Source organism: Caulobacter sp., assembly GCF_035254145.1.
GTDB lineage: Bacteria > Pseudomonadota > Alphaproteobacteria > Caulobacterales > Caulobacteraceae > Caulobacter.
Genome location: NZ_DATFAV010000055.1, coordinates 1 through 3,636 on the forward strand (window position 1 = coordinate 1; position 3,636 = coordinate 3,636).

At 67.8% G+C, this 3,636-nt stretch carries 4 protein-coding genes; 2 read left to right on the top strand and 2 right to left on the bottom strand.

What is annotated here, in order from left to right; translation table 11 throughout:
• Window positions 1-23: 23 nt before the first annotated feature.
• On the bottom strand, window positions 24-890 hold the full coding sequence (motA, locus tag VJ655_RS02985) for a flagellar motor stator protein MotA (protein ID WP_324098094.1): 867 nt from the start codon (window positions 888-890) through the stop codon (window positions 24-26).
• A 138-nt stretch (window positions 891-1,028) separates the two neighbouring features.
• Here motA and VJ655_RS02990 point away from each other — a divergent pair, with 138 nt between their 5' ends.
• Window positions 1,029-2,342, top strand: coding sequence for an MFS transporter (locus VJ655_RS02990; protein ID WP_324098096.1), 1,314 nt, complete (start codon window positions 1,029-1,031; stop codon window positions 2,340-2,342).
• A gap of 93 nt (window positions 2,343-2,435) precedes the next feature.
• Here VJ655_RS02990 and VJ655_RS02995 read toward each other — a convergent pair whose 3' ends face one another.
• Window positions 2,436-3,098 (bottom strand): helix-turn-helix domain-containing protein, encoded by a 663-nt coding sequence (locus VJ655_RS02995; protein ID WP_324098098.1) that lies wholly within the window; start codon window positions 3,096-3,098, stop codon window positions 2,436-2,438.
• Window positions 3,099-3,270: 172 nt separating this feature from the next.
• Between VJ655_RS02995 and VJ655_RS03000 the strand changes: the two genes are divergently transcribed.
• Window positions 3,271-3,636, top strand: a complete 366-nt coding sequence (locus tag VJ655_RS03000; protein WP_324098100.1) for a nucleoside transporter — start codon at window positions 3,271-3,273, stop codon at window positions 3,634-3,636.

The following is a 3,636-nucleotide window of genomic DNA, read 5'->3' on the forward strand; positions in this document are numbered from 1 at the left end:
CGTGATCAGCCCCGCTGACAGCTCTATTCGTTCGGGATCTGGCCCAGGGCCTCTTCCAGCTCCGCGAAGCTGGGCTGGGCGGGGCTCGGCACGTTGCCGCGGCCGATCTCGACCGAGATCTGGGCGGCGTTGCCGTGCAGGTGGGCGACCAGGACGGCCTGGATGATCTTGTAGAAGGCCGCGTCCTCGTTGACGACGGCCTGCAGGCGGGCGGCCATCGGGCCGACCAGGCCATAGGCCATGAACACGCCCAGGAAGGTGCCGACCAGCGCGCCGCCGATCATCGCGCCCAGCACGGCCGGCGGCTCGGTGATCGAGCCCATGGTCTTGATGACGCCCAGCACGGCGGCGACGATGCCGAGCGCGGGCAGGGCGTCGGCCATGCTCTGCAGGGCGTGGGCGGGCTCGAGCGCCTCGTGGTGGTGCTTCTCGAGCTGCTTTTCCATCGCGTCCTCGACCTGGTGGGGATCCTCCAGGTTCATGGTCATCATCCGCAGGGTGTCGCAGATGAAGTCGACGGCGAAGTGGTCGTGGGTGATCTTCGGATAGCGTTCGAAAATCTTGCTCTCGTGCGGCTTTTCGATGTGGCTTTCCAGGGCGATGACGCCCTTGGACTTCATCGTCTTGGTCAGCAGGAACAGCAGGCTGAGCAGGTCGCGATAGTCGGCCGGCTTCCACTTGGGACCCTTGAAGATCTTGCCGAAGCCCGCGCCCGTGGCCTTGACCACGGTCATCGAGTTGGAAATCAGGAACGAGGCGATGCCCGCGCCGAGGATACACATCAGCTCGTGCGGCGCGGCCTCGATGATGACGTCCATCTTGCCGCCGGACATGATGAACGAGCCGAACACCAGGCCGAAAAGCAGAACGATGCCGATGATCTGGAACATGGTGTTGGCGCCGACCCCGAGATTGACGGGGCATCATGGGAGTTAATGCTTAATCCAAGGTTCCCGACCTGACGTTCGCGGCGAAAGCTCGGCTGCGACACGTTGCGCGCGCGTGCGGGCGGGTCTAACGGTTGTTTGATGACTGGCGTGACCCAAGAAGCCCGGAGCAACCGTGGCCCGTTCGCGATTCTCTTCGGCGTGTCCGTGGCGACCGCCCTGGGGAACACCGGCATGTTGTCGGTCCTGCCCGCCATCGGCCGCCAGATCGGCATTCCCGACGCCATGGTCGCGGCGATCTTCTCGCTGTCGGCGGTGCTGTGGGCGTTCACCTCGCCGCTGTGGGCCCGTCAGTCCGACCTGAGAGGGCGCAAACCCTTGATAATTCTAGGGCTTGCGGGATTTTGCATCTCGATGATCCTGTGCGGGATCGTCGTGTCGGCGGGCCTGCATCACCTGGCGCCGCCGATGGTGATCTTCGTGCTTTTCCTGCTGTCGCGAGCGCTGTTCGGCGGCATCGGCTCGGCCGCCAACCCGGCGACCCAGGCCTATATGGCCGAGCGCACCAGCCGCCAGGAACGCACCCAGACCATGGCCACCCTGGCCGGCGCCTTCGGTCTGGGCACGGTGGTCGGACCGCTGTTGGCCCCGCTGTTCGTACTGCCCGTCGTGGGCCTGGCCGGGCCGATGTTCGCCTTCGCCGCCATCGCGGCGATCATGCTGGTCGTCGTGCGGCGCGGCCTGCCCGAGACCTTCAAACCAGGCCGAGGCGACACCCCGCCGCGCCGCAGGCTGGGCCTGCCCTGGCGCGGGGAAAGCGCGGCGCTATGGCGGGACCCACGCCTCAAGCCCTTCCTGATCTTCGGGTTTCTGGTCGCCTCGTGCCAGACGGCCCAGACCCAGACCCTGGGCTTCCTGATCATCGACAAGCTGGGCCTGCCCCCGGTGAAGGCGCAGGGCTTCATCACCCTGGCCATGGCCGCCGGCGCGGTGGCGGGCCTTCTGGCCCAGTGGGGCCTGATCCGCATGTTCCGGATGGGGCCGCGCGAACTGATGCGCTGGGGCGTCGGGGCCGCGGCCCTGGGCAATGTGGTGGTGGCGCTGGCGCCCGACTACGCGGCCGTCGCCATCGGCTATGCGATCGCCAGCCTGGGCTATGGTTTCGCGCGCCCGGGCTTCACGGCTGGGGCGTCGCTGTCGGTGGCGGCCAAGGATCAGGCCGGAGCGGCCGGGGCCATCGCCGCGATCAACGGCCTCAACGTGGTGGTCGCGCCGCTGTTCGTGCTGCTCTACGAGCGGATCGGCTGGGGCCCGTTCGCGCTGAACACGGCCATACTGACGGCGATGCTGATCTTCGCCCTGCGCGAGGCGGTGCTACGCGCGGTCGGCGAGGTCGGTCCCGAGCAGGAGGCGACGATCGCGGGGCTGGAGCGGAGCGACGAAGGGGGCGTGTAGAATTTGGCCTTCGATCAATCAGGCCGCCGACACCTCCGCCTTCCTAGGCACAAGGCCTAGGAAGGCGCGGTATTCGGATGAGCGGGTGAAATCCTAGGCCGTCATGCGCTCCAGGGCCCGGCGGTCCTGCAGCACCACGTGGCGCACGCTGGGCAGGGCGATTAGGCCCTCGTCCTGCAGGCTCGTCAGGGTGCGCGAGACGGTCTCGATGGTCAGGCCCAGATAGTCGGCCATGTCCTGGCGGCTCATCGGCACGTCCAGCTCGGCCTTGGCGTGGGTGCGTTCGGCGATGTCCAGCAGCAGGCCGGCGACGCGCTCGCAGGCCGAGCGGCGGCCCAGCATCAGAACGTGGTCCTGACTGCGTTGCAGGCCTTCGGCGGTCAGGCGCAGGATGGCCCGGGCCGCGTCGCCGCGCTTGGCGGCCAGGTCGTTGAGGGTCCCGCGACGGATCATGCGGACGGTGGCGTCGGTCATCGCCTCGGCCGTGATGCGGTGAGCCTCGCCCAGTTCCAGGCCGAAATAGTCGCCGGCGAAATGGAATTCGTCGATCTGGCGGCGACCGTCGCGCAGGATGCGGTAGGTGCGCACGGCGCCCGACATCACCTGATAGACATAGTCGGCGCTTTCGCCTTCGCCGAAGATTTCCTCGTCGCGGGCGAAGCGCGGGCAGGCGCCCGGCGTGGCCAGCACGGCGTCGAGGCTGGCGTCGAGGCCGATGGTCGGTTCGAAGACCTGAGCGCGGATCGGAGAAAGCATTGGAAAGCCCCTGTTTGCCCGACCGTTATTGCGCCAACGCAAAACCTGGGAAATTCGGGGACCGCGCCTAAGGAGCCCTCGCTAAGGGAAACTCCTTATGCGTCACCCCTTTAGCGGGCCGTTTTGACCCGGATCAAAGCCAGCGGCCTGGACCGCTGCGAAGGTTTTAGTCATGTGCGACCGGTCCGACCTGTCGGACGGCGATGCGGTCCGACCCCTGATTTTACTGCTCGTGGCCGACGAGCCCCTGCGCGAGGCCCTGCGCTTTTCGCTGGAGACGGACGGCTACAGCGTCACGGCCCCCCCGTGCGCGGACGCCTGCGCGTCCTGCGTGGAGTGCCGGGCGGCCGCCTGCGTGATCATCGACGACGGCTCGGCCCCGCTGCCGGCCCCGATCCCCGGCCGCCCGACCATCGTGCTGACCGGCGATGTCGAGCGGCTGCACCGGCAGGGCGTCAGCGGCGTCACCGTGGTGGAAAAGCCCCTGCTGGACGACACCCTGGGCCGCGAGCTTTCGGTCCTGCTGGCCAAGCACTGA